The sequence below is a fragment of the Cellulomonas sp. P2_F12 genome (assembly GCF_056403775.1).
The window spans coordinates 36,138-52,787 of the sequence record NZ_JBFUEV010000003.1 but is presented as its reverse complement, the minus strand read 5'-3'; the positions used below and the strand labels follow the sequence as shown (position 1 = coordinate 52,787).

Sequence of the window (16,650 nt, the reverse complement as noted above, 5' to 3'; positions counted from 1 at the left end):
GGCGCTCACATCCGGAACAGACCGAGGCGCGGCTCGGTCAGGGGGACGGTGGCGCAGACGTCGAGGGCCATGCCGAGCACCCGCCGGGTGTCCGCGGGGTCGATGATCCCGTCGTCCCACAGCCGCGCGGTGGCGTAGTAGGGGCTCCCCTGGGTCTCGTACTGCTCGCGGATCGGCGCCTTGAACGCCTCCTCGTCGGCGGCGCTCCAGTCGTCACCCAGCTGCTCGCGGCGCACGGTGGCCAGCACCGACGACGCCTGCGGGCCGCCCATGACCGAGATCCGGCTCGCGGGCCACATCCACAGGAACCGCGGGGAGTACGCGCGCCCGCACATCGAGTAGTTGCCGGCGCCGAACGAGCCGCCGATCACCACGGTCAGCTTGGGCACGCGGGTGGTCGCGACGGCGGTGACCATCTTGGCGCCGTGCTTCGCGATGCCACCGGCCTCGTAGTCCCGGCCGACCATGAAGCCGTTGACGTTCTGCAGGAACACCAGCGGGATGCCGCGCTGGTCGCACAGCTCGATGAAGTGCGCGCCCTTGAGCGCCGACTCGCTGAACAGCACCCCGTTGTTGGCGACGATGCCGACGGGGTGCCCGTGCAGCCGCGCGAACCCCGTGACCAGCGTGGTCCCGAACTCGCGCTTGAACTCGTGCAGCTCGCTGCCGTCCACCAGCCGCGCGATGACCTCGCGCACGTCGTACGCCGTCTGCAGGTCGGTGGGGACGACGCCGTACAGCTGGCTCTCGTCGACCTTGGGCGGCCGGCTCTCGTCGACGGACCACGCGGTCTCCCGCGGCGCGGGCAGGGTCGCCACGATGTCCCGGACGATCTGCAGGGCGTGCGCGTCGTTCTCCGCCAGGTGGTCCGTGACGCCCGAGGTCCGCGAGTGCAGCTCACCGCCGCCCAGGTCCTCGGCCGTGACCACCTCGCCGGTCGCCGCCTTCACCAGAGGCGGGCCGCCCAGGAAGATCGTCCCCTGGCCGCGGACGATCACCGTCTCGTCGCTCATCGCGGGGACGTACGCGCCGCCGGCCGTGCACGAGCCCATGACGCAGGCGATCTGCGGGATGCCCTCGGCGGACATGCGCGCCTGGTTGAAGAAGATCCGGCCGAAGTGGTCGCGGTCGGGGAAGACCTCGTCCTGCTTGGGCAGGAACGCGCCGCCGGAGTCGACCAGGTAGATGCACGGCAGCCGGTTCTCGAGCGCGATCTCCTGCGCGCGCAGGTGCTTCTTCACCGTCAGCGGGAAGTACGTGCCGCCCTTCACGGTCGCGTCGTTGGACAAGACCATCACGTGCCGGCCGTGCACGAGCCCGATGCCCGCGATGACCCCGGCGGCCGGCGCCTCGTCGTCGTACAGGCCGTAGGCGGCCAGCGGCGCGACCTCGAGGAACGGGCTCCCGTCGTCGAGGAGGACGTCGATGCGCTCGCGCGGGAGCAGCTTGCCGCGGGCGACGTGGCGGTCGCGGGACCTCTGGGGCCCCCCGTCCGCCGCGGTGCGCAGCCGGTCCCGCAACTCGTCGACGAGGGCCCGCTGCGCGCGCTCGTTCGCCTGGAACGAGGGCCCGGTCGGGTCCGCGGTGGTGCGGAGCATCTCCATCGACGCTGTCTCCAAGGGGTGGCTGGAGAAATCAGACTCAGTTAGGGATCGCTAACTGAAAGGAGGCTAGTCTGCGATCACGCCGTTGTCCACGAGTGGCGCCGTTGCCCACGAGTGGTGCCGTCGGCCACGAGTCACGCCGTTGTCCACGAGACACGCCGTTGTCCAGGGAGGAGACCGCATGGCCGAGCAGGTCGACACCCGGCCCACCGCCCGCGGCCGGGCCAAGGCCGAGCGCCGCGACGCGCTGCTGTCGGCCGCCGCCCGGCTCTTCGCCAGCCGCGGCTTCGACGGCGTCTCCATCGAGGACCTCGGCTCGGCGGTCGGCATCAGCGGCCCGGCCGTGTACCGCCACTTCCCCAGCAAGCAGGCCGTGCTCGCGGCGCTGTTGGTCGACGTCAGCCAGGGCCTTCTCGACGGCGGCCGTTCCGTGGTTGAGCGCGCCGCGGACGACTCCGCTGCCTTGACCTCGCTCGTCCGGTTCCACGCCGACTTCGCGCTGCGCGAGCCCGACGTCATCCGCGTGCAGGACCGCGACATCGCCGCCCTGACCCCGCAGGACCGCGACTCGGTCCGGGACCTGCAGCGTCGCTACATCGACCTGTGGGTCGACGTGCTCGCGCGGCTCAGCCCGTCGACCGAGCGCGCCGAGCTCCGGTTGCGCGCCCAGGCGACGTTCGGGCTGCTGAACTCCACGCCGCACAGCGTGCGGTCGGTGACCTCTGCCCGCACGCGCGCCCTGCTCGAGGAGATGGCGCTGGCGGCGTTGGGGCGGTAGTCCGTTCGACTCGCACGAAGCCCACGCAGCCGGCGCAGGCGCGCTCGCCGCCGGCTCCCCGTGTCCGGCCCCGCTGTTTGTCCTGGTCAGAGGCCTATGTCAGTGGTCGGTCGTACAGTTGTTCTATGCCCGGACCGGGCGGTTCGTGCGGGTGGAGGTGGCGTGGTGACGGCGGTGATGGAGACGACCGCGGTCGCTGGCCCGGCTGCGCCAGCTGCCGCTCCACCCGCCTGCAGCGCCCCTTCGCCGACGGCCACCACCCGGTCCGTGCCTGCGCCGCCCGCGTCGTCTCCCACCACCGCTGCCCCGGGGTCTCCGCCTTCGTCGGTCGCGCGTGCGGCGGCAGGGTTGGTGTGGGCGGACTCGGGTCACGGCGCCCGGCCAGGTGTGGCTCCGGTGCCCGCACCGGGTGCGCGCGTGATCGACCTGAGCGCGGTTGAGGACTTCCCGCTGCCCGGGGTCGATGTCGGTGACCTGGTCGCGTTGTTGACGTCGGTGCCGGTGGCGGACGTCTCGGACGTGGCGTTGGTGAACACGGTGACGGGGATGGCGCAGGCGATCGCGATGCTGCAGGCCGCCCAAGCCGTCGTGGTCCGCGAGATCGAAGCCCGCACCACGGACGCGTTGCGGCATGTCCCGGACGAGCTGGCGTGTGCGCTGGTGTGCACGAGGCGGTCGGCGGAGATGGTGTTCCTGCGCGCCTGGGGCACCGCCCAGCACCCCGCCCTGGGCGACGCGTGGGCGGCCGGGGCGATCGAGGCCCGCAAGATCGACATCATCCTCGACGAAGTCACCAAGAGCGCGTCCGGGCTCGAGGCGGGCGCGGTGCGTGCCGTGATCGACGACGCGATCGCCCGGTCCTCCGAGTTGACGGCACCGCAGCTGGCTCGGCACGTGCGCGCCACCCTGATCGCCCGCAACCCCACCCACGTGGAGAAGCGTCGCCTCGCCGAACGTGACCGCCGCGGCATCGACCTCATCCTGGCCCCCGACGCGATGGCCCGACTGGTCGCCTACCTACCCGCCGCCGAGGCCACGGCGGCGTTCACCGCGATCGACGCCCTGGCCGGGCACGCCGCCCTCGACGGGGACCAGCGCACCGTGGACCAGCGGCGGGCGGACGCGTTCAGTGACGTGTTCACCGCCATCCTGGACCGGCAGGCCACCCCCGACGGCACCCCGTTGCCTCGTAAGCACGGGCAGAGGGTCGCGGTGCAGCTGTCCGTGGCCGCGACCACGCTGCTCGGTCTGGATGACGCGCCCGGGTTCCTGGGGTCGTACGGGCCGGTGCCGGCGCAGGTCGCCCGCGAGCTCGCCCAGGAGGGCACCTGGCGTCGCGTCCTGACCGACACCACCGGGCAGGTCTGCGCCGTGGGCACGACGTCGTACCGCCCGGGGGCGGATCTGACCCGGACCGTGCAAGCCCGGGACGTGACCTGCACCTTCCCCGGCTGCCGCCAACCCGCCACCCGCTGCGAGATCGACCACCGCACCCCCTATGACCACGACCGCGGCACGGCTGACCAACCGCACCCGGGCCACAGTCAGGCACACGAGCCGCAGACCTGTGAGGCGAACCTGCACGCCCTGTGCAAACACCACCACCAAGCCGAGACCGAAGGCTGGTGGAACGTCACCTACAACCCCGCCACCGGGGTCTCCACCTGGACCGACCGACACGGCCTGACCTACGCCCGCCACCCCGCACGCATCCACACCACCCCCGACCTCCACACCCACCAACCACCCCCACGCCCGATCGACCTCGGCGACCCACCCTTCTGACACAGTCGTCCGACCTTCGACACCGCCGTCCGGCTCCGACATGGCCGTCGGGCTCTGGCGCGGCCGCCCGGTGCCGTCGCGACCAGAACTGAGGACCGGAACCGCTCTCGGGGCGGGGGGCGGATAGGGCGTCAGGCTCACGAAGCGGCGTCAGGCTCACGTCGTAGGGTCGAGGCGTGAGCGCTAACGGCACGGACAGGGCAGCCGACGTCGAGGTCTTCGAGTCGCTCCGGCCCCGCCTCGAGGCCATCGCCTACCGCCTGCTGGGCTCCGCGGCGGAGGCCGAGGACGTCGTCCAAGAGACGTACCTGCGGTGGGAAGGCGCCGATCGCGAGCAGGTCAGGGTCCCTGCTGCGTGGCTGACCCGGGCGCTGACCAACCTCTGCCTGACCCAGCTGCAGTCCGCCCGAGCACGGCGCGAGGTCTACGTCGGCGAGTGGCTGCCGGAGCCGCTGCTCGCCGGCGACCCGATGCTCGGCCCGGCGGACACGGCCGAGCAGCGGGAGTCGGTCTCGACGGCGGTCCTGGTGCTCATGGAGCGCCTGACCCCGAACGAGCGCGCGGTCTACGTGCTCCGCGAGGCGTTCTCCTACTCGCACGCGGAGATCGCCGAGATGCTCGACATCACGGAGGCGGGCAGCCAGCAGATCCTCCACCGCGCCAAGCAGCACCTGGCGGCGGAGAAGGTCCGCATCGAGGTCGACCAGGACGCGGCCCGGCAGGTCGTCGAGGAGTTCCTGGCGGCGGCGACCAGCGGCCGGACCGAGCCGCTGCTGCGCCTGCTGACCGCCGATGCCATGGGTGTCGGCGACGGTGGCGGGTACGTCCCCGCGCGCGCGAAGCCGTTCTTCGGCGCCCCGGCGGTCGCGCAGTTCCTGCGTGGGCTGTTCCGGCCCGCCGACGCCAAGCGCGCGCTCCTCGGTGGCAGCCCCGACTTCTACGCCTGGACGGCCAACGGCGGCCCGGCGCTGGTCGCGATGGTCGGCGACCGCCTCGTCGGCGTGATGAGCCTGGAGGTGACGGACGCGGGAATCGCCGCGATCCGCTCGCAGGTCAACCCCGAGAAGCTGGACCGCGCCGAGCGGCAGTGGGCGGCCTCGGAGCACGGGGAGCCGTTGCTCAGCGGCTGGTGAGTGACCGGCGTCACACCGCCGGGCTGTCAGGGATCGCGGAGCCGTCCAGTTCAGGAGGCACCACCGATCCACGACAGGAGCGAGCCATGAAGCACCGCATCGTCATCCTCGGAGCCGGCTACGCCGGGGCCTCCGCCGCCGGCCGGCTGGCGCGACGTCTGCACGGCGACGACGTCGAGATCACCCTGGTCAACGCCGAGCCCGACTTCGTCGAGCGGATCCGGATGCACCAGCTGGCCACCGGGCAGGACCTGCGCCCGCGCCCCCTGCGCGAGCTGCTCGCGGGAACGGGAGTCGCCCTGCGCGTTTCGCGCGTCGTCTCCCTCGACGTCGACACCAAGACCGTCGCCCTGGCGGGGGGCGACGACCTGCCGTACGACACGCTCGTCTACGCGCTCGGCAGCGCGCGCGACGACCACGGCGTCCCGGGCGTGTTCGAGCACGCGGACGAGGTCGCCAGCCGACCGGGCGCGCTCCGGCTGCGGGACCGGCTGCGCGGACTCGCTCCGGGCGGGCGGGTGGTCGTCGTCGGCGGGGGCCTGACCGGCATCGAGGCGACCAGCGAGATCGCCGAGTCATTCGCGCACCTGGACGTCGCGATCGCCGTGCGAGGCGACCTCGGCGACTGGCTGTCGGCGGCGGGTCAGCACCACCTGCGCGGCACGTTCGACCGGCTCGGCGTCACGGTCCACGAGAACGCGGACGTCGCGAGCGTCGGCGCCACGGGAGTCGTCACCGACGCCGGCGACGCCCTTCCCGCGGACGTGACCGTCTGGGCGGCGGGCTTCGCGGCCCACCCGATCGCGGCCTCGTCGTCGCTGGCGGTCACCGACCGCGGGCAGATCCTCGTCGACGGCACGATGCGGTCCGTCTCGCACCCCGACGTCTACGCGGTCGGCGACGCGGCGCTGGCGCACGGCCGGGTGGGCAACCCGCTGCGCATGTCGTGCGCGTCCGGGATCCCCATGGCGTGGCAGGCCGCGGACTCCGTCGTCGCCCGCCTCACCGGCGGCCGGCTCCCCCACGTGCCGCTGGCCTACGTGCACCAGTGCATCAGTCTGGGACGGCGCGACGGTCTCGTGCAGATGGTCACCGGCGACGACCGGTCGCGGTCCATGGCGCCGGGCGGTCGCCTGGCCGCCCGGTACAAGGAGCTGATCTGCGCGGGCGCGGCGTGGACGGTGGCGCATCCCGTGCCGTACCCGGCGCGTCGTCGCCGCACGCGCGCGACCGAGCCGGTGGAGGCCATCCAGGCTCTGGCGTGAGCGACGACGGACCCCCGGCGCACCGGGGGTCCCTCGCGCGCACGGTTACACCATGGCCAGCACGGCTCCCGGCCGGGCGAGGATCGCGCCCACATCGGCAAGGAAGCGAGCAGCCTCCGCGCCGTCGACCACGCGGTGGTCGAACGACAGGCTGAGCGTCATCACCTGGCGGAGCGCGATCTCGTCGCGGAACTCCCACGGCTGCCGACGGATCGCGCCCATCGCCAGGATCGCGGCCTGCCCCGGCACCAGGATCGGCGTACCGGTGTCGACGCCGAAGACGCCGATGTTGGTGATCGTGATCGTGCCCCCGGCGAGGTCCGCGGGGGTGGTCGTGCCGGCCCTCGCGGCCTCCGTCAGGGCACCGATCGCGTCGGCCAGCTCTGGCAGCCGCAGCGCGTCGGCGTCCTTGATGCTCGGCACAAGCAGCCCGCGCGGGGTCGCGGCGGCGATCCCGAGGTGCACGTAGCCCAGCTGGACGATCTCGCCGGCGGCCTCGTCCCACCGTGCGTTGACCGACGGGTTGCGACCGACCGCGACCGCGACCGCCTTGGCGACGAGGGTGAGGATCGTGATCCGGTGGCCCTCGAGCGCGCGGTCGGCCCGGAACTCCTCCAACAGCTCCATGGTCGGCGTGACGTCGACCGTGAGCGACGTCGACGCGTGCGGAGCGGTGAACGCGCTGGCCACCATGGCCGACGCCGTCTGCTTGCGGACGCCCGCGACGGGGATCCGGACCTCCCGGGCCGACGACGTCGGGGCGGGCGCCACCCTCGTGGGCGTGTGTGTGCTGGTCAGCGCTGCCCTGGTCGGGGGACGGGGGGCGCTCGTCGCCGCACCCGACACCACGTGCAGCACGTCCTCGCGCGTGATCATGCCGTCCTTGCCGGTGCCCTCCACCCGGTTCAGGTCCACGCCGAGGTCGTGCGCCAGCTTGCGGACCGGCGGCAGCACCTTCGGTCCGATCCGACGACCGGCAAGCGCAAGCGTCTCGGCCTCCTCGACCGCGTGCGCGGCCACCCAGCCCGCCGACCGCGACCGGCGCCGCGGACGTGCGGACGCCTCGACCAGCGGGCCGTAGCCGACGAGGACGGAGGTCCGTTCGGGGGCTTTGGCCGGCGCAGGCTCGTCGTTGGCGACCGCGACCGCGTCGACCTTCGCCGCGGGCGGCGTCGGGTCGTCCGACGCCGCCTCGGCGACGCTCGGCTCGTCGACCGCGATCATCAGCAGCGGCGCCCCGACCAGCACGGTCGCGCCGGGCTCCACCAGCAGCTCCGCGACCACCCCGGCGTACGGGGACGGCAGCTGCACGAGCGCCTTGGCGGTCTCGACGTCGGCGACCACCTGGTTCAGCTCGACGGTGTCCCCCACGGCCACCATCCACTCGACCAGGTCGGACTCGGTCAGGCCCTCACCGAGATCGGGCATCGTCACGGGCTTCATGGTGCTCATCGCGCGCTCCATCCGGTCAGGGAGTGCTGGCGGCCCATGACCCGGTCGACGGCATCGAGCAGCCGATCGAGGTCCGGCAGGAAGTGCTCCTCGAGCTTGGCCGGCGGGTACGGCGTGTCGAACCCGGTGACGCGGACCGGCGCCGCCGCGAGCGCGTCGAAGCACCGGTCGGTGATGCCGGCGACGATCTCGGCGCCGAGCCCGCCGTTCTGCTGCGCCTCGTGGGTGACGACGAGCCGGCGGGTCTTGCGGACCGACGCCTCGAGCGTGTCGAGGTCGAGCGGCGACAGCGAGCGCAGGTCGACGACCTCGACCGACAGCCCGTCGTCCTGGGCGGCGAGCGCGGCGTCGCGGGCCGTGATGACGAGCGGTCCGTACGCGGCGATCGTCACGTCGGTCCCCTCGACGACCACGCGGGCGCGGTCCATCGGCAGGGCGCCGTCGAGCGACTCGTCCACCGCCCCCTTGACCCAGTAGCGGCGCTTCGGCTCGAAGAACACCACGGGGTCGTCGCTCGCGATGGCCTGGCGCAGCATCGTGTGCGCGTCCTGCGGGCCGCCGCAGGTGACCACGCGCAGCCCGGGCGTGTGGGCGAAGTAGGCCTCGGGCGACTCGGAGTGGTGCTCCACCGCGCCGATGCCGCCGCCGTACGGGATGCGCACGGTGATCGGCATCCGCACGGCCCCGCCGGTCCGGTAGTGCAGCCGCGCCACCTGCGTGACCATCTGGTCGAAGGCCGGGTGGACGAAGCCGTCGAACTGGATCTCGACCACGGGCCGGTAGCCCCGGTACGCGAGGCCGACGGCGACACCCATGATCCCGGCCTCCGCGAGCGGGGTGTCCATGACGCGGTCGGCGCCGAAGTCGCGCTGCAGCCCGTCGGTCACCCGGAAGACGCCGCCGAGCTTGCCGATGTCCTCGCCGAGCAGCACCACGGTCGGGTCGTCGTCGAGCGCGTGCCGCAGGCCCGAGGTGAGCGCGGCGGCCAGGGTCAGCTCACGCATCAGCCCTCACCCCCGTCGAACATCTCGAGGTACGCGGCGTACTGGCTGCGCTGGCGTTCGAGGGCCGCCGTGGGTTCGACGAACACGTGGTCGAAGACGGCCAGCGGCTCGGGGTTCGGCAGACCGAGGCAGCCCTTGCGCATCTCCGTCGCGAACTGGTCGGCCTTCCGCGTGATCTCGGCCGTCTGCTCGTCGGAGAGCGCGCCCTTGGCCTTGAGCAGCCGCTCGATCCGCACGATCGGGTCCTGCGCCGCCCACTCCGACTTCTCCGCCGGGTCGACGTACCGGGTGGGGTCGTCGGACGTGGTGTGCGGCCCCATCCGGTACGTGACAGCCTCGATGAACGTCGGGCCGTCGCCGGCGCGAGCCCGGTCGAGGGCGATCCGTGTGGCGGCCATGACCGCGAGCACGTCGTTGCCGTCGACCCGGATGCTCGGGATCCCGTACCCGGGGGCACGGTCGGCGATCGAGCGCTGCGCCTGCAGGCCCACCGGCTCCGAGATCGCCCACTGGTTGTTCTGGCAGAAGAAGATGACGGGGGCGGCAAAGCTCGCGGCGAAGACCATCGCCTCGTGCACGTCCCCCTTGCTGGTGGCGCCGTCCCCGAAGTACGCGACGGCCACGGAGTCGACGCCGTCCTTCACGCAGCCGAGCGCGTACCCGGTGGCGTGCAGGGTCTGCGCGCCGATCATCACCTGCGGCGTCGCCATGCCGATGGACCGCGGGTCCCAGCCGGCCAGGGCGGTCCCCCGCCACACGCGCATGAGGTCGACCGGCTGCGCGCCGCGGCAGTACGCCACGCCGTTCTCGCGGTAGCTGGAGAAGACGAAGTCGTCCGTGCGCAGCGCGCGGGCGGAGCCGATCTGCGCGGCCTCCTGCCCCAGGAGCGGCGGCCACAGCCCGAGCTGTCCCTGCCGCTGGAGCGCCGTGGCCTCGGTGTCGAAGCGGCGGACGACGACCATGTCCTCGTAGAGGGCTCGCAGCTGGTCGTCGTCGACGTCCGCGATCCAGGGGTCGTGCACGGGGTCGTCGTGGCGCACGCCGTCGGGCGTCACGAGCCTCACGAGATCGTCGGTCTGGGGCCGGGCCGTGCGCAGGGCACGACTGGGGGACACATCTGTACGCAACATGTTTCGCTCCGTCTGGTGGCGGAGCCGTCGCTCTTGTGAAGCTAGGCCCCATTGCCTGATGTCCCGCCAGAGTATGTCGGCAAGGGACCTTGTGCCCATGGGCTGGCGCGAGTGTCGACCGTACGGCGCACAATGTCGTCCTACGGACAGGGTGGTCCGACGGACAGGGATGGTGTGGTTATGGGCTCTTCCGCCGACCGCGAGGTCGTGATCCTGGCGTTCGCGCGCACGCCGATGGCGCGGCTCGGGGGCGGGCTGTCGTCGCTGTCCGCCGCCTCGCTCGGGGCCGTCGCGATCCGCGGGGCGCTGGCCAGGGCCGGGGTGCCGGCGACGTCGGTCGACCAGGTGCTGATGGGGCAGGTGGTCCAGGCCGGTGCAGGTCAGAACCCCGCGCGCCAGGCGGCCGTCGCGGCCGGGATCCCGTGGAACGTCCCCGCGACCACGATCAACAAGGTCTGCCTCAGCGGGCTGGCGGCGATCATCGACGCCGCGCGGATGATCCGGCTGGGCGAGGCCACGATCGTCGTCGCCGGTGGGCAGGAGTCGATGAGCCAGGCGCCGCACCTGCTGCCGGGATCGCGGAGGGGCTGGACGTACGGGGACATCACGGCCGTCGACTCGCTGGCGTTCGACGGGCTGACCGACGCGTTCGACCGCGAGTCGATGGGGTCGTCGACCGAGCGGGGGAACAAGCTGCTGTCGATCTCCCGGGAGGCGCAGGACCGGGTCGCCGTCGAGAGCCACCGGCGGGCCGCCGAGGCCGTCGCGTCGGGCGTGTTCGCGTCCGAGATCGTGCCGGTGGAGGTTCCGCAGCGGCGCGGCGCGGCCGTCGTCGTCTCCGTCGACGAGGGCATCCGCCCCGAGACGTCGCTGGAGTCGCTGGCCGCCCTGCGGCCCGCGTTCTCGGCCGACGGGACGATCACCGCCGGGAACGCGTCGCCCCTGACCGACGGCGCGGCGGCCGTCGTCGTGGCCTCGCGGGAGGTCGCGGAGGACCTCGGGCTGCCGTGGCTCGCGTCCGTCGGGGCGTCGGGGCAGGTGGCGGGGCCTGACAACTCGCTGCACTCGCAGCCGTCGTCGGCGATCTCGGCGGCGCTGGCGCGTGGCGGCTGGGACCTGTCGTCGGTGGACCTCGTCGAGATCAACGAGGCCTTCGGGTCGGTCGTCGTGCAGTCGCTCGCCGACCTCGGGTACCCGCTCGAGCAGACGAACGTCCACGGCGGGGCGATCGCGCTGGGGCACCCGATCGGTGCGTCGGGCGCACGGCTGGCCGGGCACGCGGCGATGGAGCTCGCGCGCCGTGGCGGCGGGCGTGCCGCGGTCGCGCTGTGCGGCGGTGGAGGCCAGGGCGAGGCGCTGCTGCTCCGGCGCGACCTCAGCTGAGCGGACCGCCGTCGGCGGACGCCCCGGCTTGCGGACCTTCTCGGACGGCAGTCCAATCGTGGGGTTGCCATCTCCCAGGAGGTAGACCCATGGACTCGCAGACCGTCTGGATCATCGTCGCCATCGTCGTGGTCGTCCTGATCGTCATCGCAGCGATCGGCCTCAGCCGGCGCAGCGGGGCGCGCAAGGTCGACGCCGAGCGCGCACGCGCGCAGGAGATCCGAGAGCAGGCCGCCGCCGACCAGGTGGAGGTCCAGCGACGTGAGGCGGAGGCCGCCCGGTTGGATGCACAGGCGCGACTGGCGCAGGCCGAGGCCGACGCCCGCGCGGCCGACGCGGCGGCGCTGCAGAACGAGGCGCGTGCCCGCGCGACGGAGGCGAGCGGCGCCCGGTCCGAGCTGGACGAGCGGCTGAGCACGGCCGACCGCATCGACCCCGATGTCACCGTCGAGGAGACGCGCACCGGCCCCGACGTGGCCGTCGAGGAGACGCGGCCCGAGCCCGTGGCCGTCGAGGAGGCGCGCACCGAGCCGCGGGCCTGAGCGCCGCCGGGGTCAGTGGACTGATGTGGGCGTCTGTGTCGCCAGCCTCGACCGGCGCATCGAGTACCCGAAGTACACGACGAACCCGAGCACCAGCCAGACGACGAACCGCAGCCACGTCTCCACCGACAGGTTCAACATCAGGTAGAGGCACACGGCCGCGGACAGCAGCGGCAGCACCGGCATCCACGGCACCTTGAACGAGCGCGGCAGGTCGGGACGCTTGCGTCGCAGGACGAGCACACCGATGCTGACCAGCACGAACGCGCTCAGGGTGCCGATGTTGACCATCTCCTCGAGCACCCCGACGGGGGTCAGGCCGGCGACGAGGGCCACGACGACCGTCACGACGGCGGTGATGACCCACGGCGTGCGGAACGTCGGGTGCACCCGGGCCAGGCCGACGGGCAGCAGGTGGTCGCGGCTCATCGCGAAGATCACGCGGCTTCCGCCGATCATCAGCGTGAGCACGACGGTGGTCAGGCCGGCGACCGCGCCGGCCGAGATGACGGTCGCCATCCAGTCCTCGCCGTGCGCCGTGAAGGCGTTGGCCAGGGCGGCCTCGGGGTCGAGCTTGTCGTAGCTCACCATCCCCGTCACGACGATCGAGACGGCGCAGTACAGGATCGTGCAGATGATCAGCGAGCCGAGGATCCCGATGGGCAGGTCGCGCTGCGGGTTGCGGGTCTCCTCGGCGGTCGTCGCGACGACGTCGAACCCGATGAAGGCGAAGAACACGAGCGCCGCGCCGGCGGCGACGCCGCCCCAGCCGAACGCGGTCGGCTCCAGGCCGGCGATCGCCTGCAGCAGCGGCTGGCTCAGGCCGGTCGTGGTCTCGGTGGCCTGCGCGGGCGGGATGAACGGGCTGTAGTTCTCCGTGGAGATGAACTGGATGCCGGCGATGATGACGAACAGCACGACGAACAGCTTCAGCGCGACGAGCACCAGGTTGACCCGCAGCGACTCCTTGATCCCGAGGGTGATGAGCACCCCCAGCGCGAGCACCAGCACGATCGACGGGACGTCGACGACGCCGCCGTACCCGATCGACTCGGGGATCGCGAAGCCGAGGTTCTCGGCCAGCACCCCGAGGTACGCGCTCCACCCCTGCGCGACGACGCTGGCGCCCAGGAACATCTCGAGGATGAGGTCCCACCCGATGATCCACGCGAAGATCTCGCCCAGGCTCGAGTAGCTGAACGTGTACGCCGACCCCGAGACGGGCACCGTCGAGGCGAACTCGGCGTAGCACATCGCCGCGAGCGCGCAGCAGAAGGCCGCGATCACGAACGACAGGACGATCCCGGGCCCCGCGACCTCGTGCGCCGCCCGACCGGTCAGCGTGAAGATGCCCGCGCCGATGACGACCCCGACGCCGAACACCACCAGGTCGAGCGCGCTCAGCGAGCGCTTGAGCTTGAACTCCGGTTCCTCGGAGTCCGCCATCGACTGCTCGACGGGCTTGGTGCGCAGAACGCTCATCCGACCGGCTCCCCCCACGTCGCACGGGTGCCCAGCAAGTCTGGCGGAAGCCCCCGGGTTGCGCGCGCGGTGAGACGTCGGCTCAGCGCAGCGCGGCCGGCACGATCTCGAGCGCGTGCTCGCGCACGTGGTCCAGGGCCCGCTTGACGGCTCCGACCGTGACGATCTCGCGGCCGAGGGCGGACGCGAGCACCTCGATACCGGGTGGGTCGACGTACCGGTCGAGGTCGCGCCGCACCAGCTCCAGCAGCGGCTCGCAGGACTCCGCGACGGCGCCCGCGATGATCACGCGCTCCGGGTCGTAGATGCTGGCGAACGTCGCGACGACACGCGCCAGGAGCGCTGCCACGTGCTCGACGACGCTGACCGCGAGCGGGTCCTCGTCGAGGGCCGCCGCGAAGACCTTCGCCGCGTCGAGCGTCGCCGGGTCCAGGTCCTGCAGGGACGATCCCGCGTGCCCGTCGAGGCGGTGGAGCTGGGCGCGGGCATCGTCGCGGACCAGCGCCGCGACGCCGGTCGCCGAGCCGACGCCCTCGACGAAGTCGAGGTAGCGCATCTCCCCCACGCCGCCGTGGGCACCCCGCAGCAGGCGGCCGTCGTCGACCACGCCGGCGCCGAACCTCTCACCGGCGAGCAGCGTGACGTGGCTCCGTGCACCGCGGCCGTGCCCCCGCCAGTGCTCGGCCACGGCCGCGAGGTTCGCGTCGTTGTCGGCCAGGGTCGTCCAGCCGTGCCGGTCCCGCAGGTGGTCGGCGATGTCCGGGTTCATCAGCTCCCAGAAGGGGTTGTCCCGGAACGAGGTGCGGCCGTCCCGGTCCACGGGGGCCGGCACGCCGACCGCGACCGCCAGCACGGACCGGGGATCAGCACCGGCGTCCGCGAGGGCGGTGAGCGTCCCCTCCTCGATGAGGGCGAGCCGACGGGCAGCCGTGCTGTCGGCGAGCGCGACGGGGAGGACCGTGCGGGACAGGGACTGTCCCCTCAGGTCCGTCACGGTCGCGCTCACACGGTGCTGACCTGCGTCGACACCCACCACGACGCCCGCGCCCGCGTCGAAGGCGTAGCGGCGCGCGGGGCGTCCCTGGCGATGGTCGCCCGCGGCGCGCACGCTCTCCAGCTCGGTGACCCAGCCCTGCTCGATGAGCTCGTCGCACACGTTGTGCACGGTCGCCCGCGACAGCCCCGTCGCCTCGATCAGCGCCGACCCGGTGACCTCGTCGACGTCCCACAGGTGGTCGAGGACCAGTCGCGCGCTGACGTCACGCAGGTGCCTGGACGACACCGGGATCCGGGCTACCACTTGACCTCCTCCGCCGACGGCGTCACTCTAATGCCGCGACTTAAATTTAGGTCCTACATCAAGGGGATGGCGTGACCGCGATGCCACAGCTCGGGGAGACCGCGCAGGACGCGGCGTGGTGGCGGCAGGCGGTCGTCTACCAGATCTACCCCCGCAGCTTCGCGGACTCGAACGGCGACGGCATCGGTGACCTGCGCGGCATCACGGGCAAGGTCGAGTACCTGCGCGAGCTCGGTGTCGACGCCGTGTGGCTGAGCCCCTTCTACCCCTCGGCGCTGGCCGACGGCGGCTACGACGTCGACGACTACCGGGACGTCGACCCGCGGATCGGCACGCTCGACGAGTTCGACGCCCTCCGCGCCGCGCTGCACGGTGCCGGGATCCGGCTCATCGTCGACATCGTCCCCAACCACACCTCCAACCGGCACGCATGGTTCCGGGAGGCGCTCGCGTCCGCGCCGGGTTCGCGGCTGCGCGAGCGCTACATCTTCCGACCGGGCCGCGGCGAGCACCGCGAGCTTCCGCCCAGCGACTGGACCTCGATCTTCGGAGGCCCGGCCTGGGAGCCGGTCGGCGACGGCGACTGGTACCTGCACCTGTTCGCCCCCGAGCAGCCCGACCTCAACTGGGCCGACGACGAGGTCCGCCAGGAGTTCCTCACCACACTGACGTTCTGGGCCGACCGGGGGGTCGACGGCTTCCGCATCGACGTCGCGCACGCGCTGGCCAAGGACCTGACGGAACCGCTGGCCAGCCAGTCGGCCCTCGACGCCGACACGTGGGGTGGCGCTCACCCGCTCCAGGACCGCGACGAGGTCCACGACATCTACCGCGAGTGGCGCAGGCTGTTCAACGAGTACGACCCACCCCGCACGGCGGTCGCCGAGGCGTGGGTCCCTGCACACCGGCGCTCCCGCTACGCCTCCCCCGACGGGTTGGGCCAGGCGTTCAACTTCGACCTGCTCGAGGCCGGGTGGGACGCGGCGACGTTCGCCTCCATCATCGACAAGAACCTCGCGCTGGCCCGCGAGTCCGGGACGTCCTCCACCTGGGTCCTGTCCAACCACGACGTCGTGCGCCACGCCACCCGGTACGCCCTGCCCGAGGGCACCGACCTCCACGCGTGGCTCACCCACGACGGCGCCGAGCCGCTCCCCGACCTCGATCGCGGTCGGCGCCGGGCACGTGCGGCGACCCTGCTCACCCTGGCCCTCCCCGGCTCCGCGTACCTCTACCAGGGCGAGGAGCTGGGGCTCCCCGAGGTGGCCGACCTCCCCGCCGACGTCCTCCAGGACCCGACGTTCGTGCGCTCCGGCGGCGTGCAGAAGGGCCGCGACGGCTGCCGGGTGCCGCTGCCGTGGGAGTCGCACGGTCCCACGCTCGGCTTCGGCGACCAGCTCGCGCACCTGCCCGTCCCCGCCGGCTTCGGCCGCTTCTCCGTCGAGACCCAGGAGGACGACGAGGGCTCGACCCTCACCTTCTACCGGCGCGCGCTCGCCGAGCGGCGGCGACTGCAGACCGGGGAGATTCTGGAGTGGCTCACCCCCGTGCCCCCGACGGTCGTCGCCTTCACGCGGCCCGGCGGTTGGACGTCGTTCACCAACTTCGGGAGCACGCCGGTGCCGATGCCGGCCGGCTCGGTGATCGTGTCGAGCTCTCCGCTCGCCGGGCCAGAGGTGCCCGCCGAGACGACCGTCTGGTTGCAGCAGGACCCCGAGCACGACGACTGACGAGTACGGACAGGCGCTCCCCCGCACCTGCCCGACGGCGGCGGCAACCGTGCCGCCCGATG

Annotated in this window: 13 protein-coding genes; 7 read left to right on the top strand and 6 right to left on the bottom strand. The window is 72.7% G+C overall.

The annotated features are described in order from the left end of the window. Nucleotides 1-5: 5 nt before the first annotated feature. On the bottom strand, nucleotides 6-1,604 hold the full coding sequence (locus AC1DWH_RS08225) for a carboxyl transferase domain-containing protein (protein ID WP_477093267.1): 1,599 nt from the start codon (nucleotides 1,602-1,604) through the stop codon (nucleotides 6-8). A 181-nt stretch (nucleotides 1,605-1,785) separates the two neighbouring features. Here AC1DWH_RS08225 and AC1DWH_RS08220 point away from each other — a divergent pair, with 181 nt between their 5' ends. From AC1DWH_RS08220 to AC1DWH_RS08205, 4 genes are all read left to right on the top strand, one after another. Then, nucleotides 1,786-2,382 (top strand): SACE_7040 family transcriptional regulator, encoded by a 597-nt coding sequence (locus AC1DWH_RS08220; protein ID WP_477093266.1) that lies wholly within the window; start codon nucleotides 1,786-1,788, stop codon nucleotides 2,380-2,382. A 417-nt stretch (nucleotides 2,383-2,799) separates the two neighbouring features. After that, the gene (locus AC1DWH_RS08215; RefSeq protein ID WP_477093265.1) at nucleotides 2,800-4,167 is read left to right on the top strand and encodes an HNH endonuclease signature motif containing protein; all 1,368 of its coding nucleotides are present in this window, start codon (nucleotides 2,800-2,802) and stop codon (nucleotides 4,165-4,167) included. 176 nt (nucleotides 4,168-4,343) lie between these two features. Beyond that, a complete protein-coding gene (gene sigJ, locus AC1DWH_RS08210) occupies nucleotides 4,344-5,300 on the top strand; it encodes an RNA polymerase sigma factor SigJ (protein WP_477093264.1) in 957 nt (318 codons plus the stop codon). A gap of 86 nt (nucleotides 5,301-5,386) precedes the next feature. Continuing rightward, nucleotides 5,387-6,565, top strand: coding sequence for an NAD(P)/FAD-dependent oxidoreductase (locus AC1DWH_RS08205; RefSeq protein WP_477093263.1), 1,179 nt, complete (start codon nucleotides 5,387-5,389; stop codon nucleotides 6,563-6,565). A 45-nt stretch (nucleotides 6,566-6,610) separates the two neighbouring features. Here AC1DWH_RS08205 and AC1DWH_RS08200 read toward each other — a convergent pair whose 3' ends face one another. The 3 genes from AC1DWH_RS08200 to pdhA are packed head-to-tail and all read right to left on the bottom strand — an operon-like array spanning nucleotide 6,611 to nucleotide 10,151. Continuing rightward, complete coding sequence (locus AC1DWH_RS08200; protein ID WP_477093262.1) at nucleotides 6,611-8,017, bottom strand: dihydrolipoamide acetyltransferase family protein; 1,407 nt, start codon at nucleotides 8,015-8,017, stop codon at nucleotides 6,611-6,613. Then, complete coding sequence (locus tag AC1DWH_RS08195) at nucleotides 8,014-9,021, bottom strand: alpha-ketoacid dehydrogenase subunit beta (protein WP_477093261.1); 1,008 nt, start codon at nucleotides 9,019-9,021, stop codon at nucleotides 8,014-8,016. The genes AC1DWH_RS08200 and AC1DWH_RS08195 overlap by 4 nt, the downstream gene beginning before the upstream one ends. Then, nucleotides 9,021-10,151, bottom strand: coding sequence for a pyruvate dehydrogenase (acetyl-transferring) E1 component subunit alpha (gene pdhA, locus AC1DWH_RS08190; RefSeq protein WP_477093260.1), 1,131 nt, complete (start codon nucleotides 10,149-10,151; stop codon nucleotides 9,021-9,023). Before pdhA ends, AC1DWH_RS08195 begins: the two co-directional genes overlap by 1 nt. Before the next feature lie 180 nt (nucleotides 10,152-10,331). Between pdhA and AC1DWH_RS08185 the strand changes: the two genes are divergently transcribed. Further along, nucleotides 10,332-11,534 (top strand): acetyl-CoA C-acetyltransferase, encoded by a 1,203-nt coding sequence (locus tag AC1DWH_RS08185; protein ID WP_477093259.1) that lies wholly within the window; start codon nucleotides 10,332-10,334, stop codon nucleotides 11,532-11,534. 89 nt (nucleotides 11,535-11,623) lie between these two features. Beyond that, nucleotides 11,624-12,076, top strand: coding sequence for a hypothetical protein (locus AC1DWH_RS08180; protein WP_477093258.1), 453 nt, complete (start codon nucleotides 11,624-11,626; stop codon nucleotides 12,074-12,076). Nucleotides 12,077-12,088: 12 nt separating this feature from the next. On the opposite strand, the gene AC1DWH_RS08175 is transcribed toward AC1DWH_RS08180, so the two are convergent. Both AC1DWH_RS08175 and AC1DWH_RS08170 read right to left on the bottom strand, forming a co-directional pair. Further along, complete coding sequence (locus AC1DWH_RS08175) at nucleotides 12,089-13,558, bottom strand: amino acid permease (protein WP_456846162.1); 1,470 nt, start codon at nucleotides 13,556-13,558, stop codon at nucleotides 12,089-12,091. Nucleotides 13,559-13,640: 82 nt separating this feature from the next. Next, nucleotides 13,641-14,858, bottom strand: a complete 1,218-nt coding sequence (locus AC1DWH_RS08170) for an ROK family transcriptional regulator (RefSeq protein WP_477093257.1) — start codon at nucleotides 14,856-14,858, stop codon at nucleotides 13,641-13,643. A gap of 80 nt (nucleotides 14,859-14,938) precedes the next feature. Here AC1DWH_RS08170 and AC1DWH_RS08165 point away from each other — a divergent pair, with 80 nt between their 5' ends. Continuing rightward, nucleotides 14,939-16,588, top strand: coding sequence for a glycoside hydrolase family 13 protein (locus AC1DWH_RS08165; protein ID WP_477093619.1), 1,650 nt, complete (start codon nucleotides 14,939-14,941; stop codon nucleotides 16,586-16,588). The last annotated feature ends 62 nt before the right edge of the window (nucleotides 16,589-16,650 follow it).

Bases quoted from the DNA above. Each gene is read 5' to 3' on its own strand.
- AC1DWH_RS08185 (WP_477093259.1), top strand. From the start codon at position 10,332: ATGGGCTCTTCCGCCGACCGCGAGGTCGTGATCCTGGCGTTCGCGCGC.
- AC1DWH_RS08220 (WP_477093266.1), top strand. From the start codon at position 1,786: ATGGCCGAGCAGGTCGACACCCGGCCCACCGCCCGCGGCCGGGCCAAG.
- AC1DWH_RS08205 (WP_477093263.1), top strand. From the start codon at position 5,387: ATGAAGCACCGCATCGTCATCCTCGGAGCCGGCTACGCCGGGGCCTCC.
- AC1DWH_RS08200 (WP_477093262.1), bottom strand. From the start codon at position 8,017: ATGAGCACCATGAAGCCCGTGACGATGCCCGATCTCGGTGAGGGCCTG.
- AC1DWH_RS08225 (WP_477093267.1), bottom strand. From the start codon at position 1,604: ATGGAGATGCTCCGCACCACCGCGGACCCGACCGGGCCCTCGTTCCAG.
- AC1DWH_RS08175 (WP_456846162.1), bottom strand. From the start codon at position 13,558: ATGAGCGTTCTGCGCACCAAGCCCGTCGAGCAGTCGATGGCGGACTCC.
- AC1DWH_RS08165 (WP_477093619.1), top strand. From the start codon at position 14,939: ATGCCACAGCTCGGGGAGACCGCGCAGGACGCGGCGTGGTGGCGGCAG.
- AC1DWH_RS08180 (WP_477093258.1), top strand. From the start codon at position 11,624: ATGGACTCGCAGACCGTCTGGATCATCGTCGCCATCGTCGTGGTCGTC.
- AC1DWH_RS08195 (WP_477093261.1), bottom strand. From the start codon at position 9,021: ATGCGTGAGCTGACCCTGGCCGCCGCGCTCACCTCGGGCCTGCGGCAC.
- pdhA (WP_477093260.1), bottom strand. From the start codon at position 10,151: ATGTTGCGTACAGATGTGTCCCCCAGTCGTGCCCTGCGCACGGCCCGG.